Below are 1194 nucleotides of genomic sequence, written 5' to 3' on the forward strand. Positions count from 1 at the left end.
CGTGATTGCATAAAGTGCGAAAGAACATTTCCTAGCTTTGATCAAGTCTATAAAGGTCACCTAACAAAGACCCTCTGATTTGTAAATCCCTTTTGATGCTGAAATATAATCTATTTTCACTATTCAGGGGATAAAGGAATGCAAAATACGGCTATAAAAGTTATATCAACGTGCTTAGTTACTGGAACTCTAATTGGCTGTAATGGAGGTGGAAGTGGTGGCGGTGGAGCTGCCCCTGGAACTAATGGTGGTCAAGGCGGTGGAGTAGGGCCTGAGTTAGTAATCGAGTTTAGAGAGGCACCTCTAGACCCAAAGGTTTTTAATCTGCTTTCAAATGATAGAAGTACAGAAAATCACTTTAACCCTGAAGAAAAGTTAAGCATAACTTGGATGACAACGGTTAAATATTCGGATGACACTACGTTAGGTGTTAATCAAAGAGAGCTTTACCAAGCAAAGGTCTATCTGAGTGATAATGATATTATTGAGATTGATAATGATCTGGAGTTGTTCACTATCCAGTGTTCTTTCCCAATGGCATTGGGAGCAGATTATGGGTGTAGTGAATTCGCTTCATTTGAAAGTGTATATGCAAAGGATAATTTGAACCAATTTTCTACAACAAGTATTCCTTTAAATAAGCCTGAAGGTATCCAAAATCATGTTGTCGATGCAACGGATTTTCTGGATATTATTCCAAAAGATGCCAATGTTATAATAGAGACCTGCTTGATATCTGAGCCTGACAATTGTGCAGAGGCATCTGTTGCAATTGAGTTATACTAGCCAAACATCCCTGATGCATAATAGAAAAAAAATGAAGGCAGTTTTTTTGAAAAGACCTATAGAGATTCCTTTCTGTGAAGACATAGATGGTTTAACCGATGCTGTAGAACTCATGCTGGACCTAGTTCAAACCAACATTGATAAAGGGTTCATCCTGGATATAGACGCTGTTTTCGAATATGCGCAAGATGGTTTTACTCTGGTTACCTTTAACCTTTTAGTTAAGAATCTCAATAAAACGCTTTCCGATCAGGCAAGGGCAGTCACTCAAACTTTCACTGTGCATTAATTTAACCTGGTCAGCTGTCTGGAACCCGTGTCTTCTGCGTCGAAATTAGATCATTATAGAGAGCTCGCGGGACCAATTATTCATGCAGTTATCCTCGAAACGGGGAAAAATGATGTGAA

Annotated in this window: 2 protein-coding genes; both read left to right on the forward strand. The window is 38.9% G+C overall.

Annotated elements, in window-relative coordinates; translation table 11 throughout:
* Positions 1-138 precede the first annotated feature (138 nt).
* Entirely contained in the window at positions 139-786 is a 648-nt protein-coding gene (locus tag A3729_RS05260) for a hypothetical protein (RefSeq protein ID WP_068507266.1), read from the forward strand.
* Positions 787-832: 46 nt separating this feature from the next.
* Positions 833-1075, forward strand: a complete 243-nt coding sequence (locus tag A3729_RS05265) for a hypothetical protein (protein WP_156490373.1) — start codon at positions 833-835, stop codon at positions 1073-1075.
* Positions 1076-1194: the final 119 nt, after the last annotated feature.

This window comes from Oleiphilus sp. HI0043 (assembly GCF_001634935.1).

Bases quoted from the DNA above. Each gene is read 5' to 3' on its own strand.
- A3729_RS05260 (WP_068507266.1), top strand. From the start codon at position 139: ATGCAAAATACGGCTATAAAAGTTATATCAACGTGCTTAGTTACTGGA.